This is a genomic window from Methylobacterium frigidaeris, from assembly GCF_022179185.1.
Lineage (GTDB): Bacteria > Pseudomonadota > Alphaproteobacteria > Rhizobiales > Beijerinckiaceae > Methylobacterium > Methylobacterium frigidaeris.
Genome location: NZ_BPQJ01000463.1, coordinates 1 through 214, shown reverse-complemented (window position 1 = coordinate 214; position 214 = coordinate 1). Strand labels below are relative to the sequence as shown.

1 pseudogene is annotated in these 214 nt (G+C 72.4%); it reads right to left on the bottom strand.

The window, feature by feature from the left end:
• Positions 1-107 precede the first annotated feature (107 nt).
• Positions 108-214 (bottom strand): annotated as a pseudogene (locus MFF64_RS37660) (sugar transferase); the annotation flags it as partial.

Below are 214 nucleotides of genomic sequence, written 5' to 3'. Positions count from 1 at the left end.
CCCTTCATCGTGATCCCGTCGGCAATCCGGTCGCCGCACCCCGGTTCCCGGGATGCGCGTTCCGGACAGCACCACCGCGCGCACGCGCAGGCCGGGGCACGCCTGGGCTATTTGCTTCCGCGCTGGGCGAGCACGGCCGGGACGGTGCGCAGCATGATGGCGATGTCCCGGCGCAGGCTCCAGCGGCTGGCGTAGTCCAAGTCGAGCGCCACGC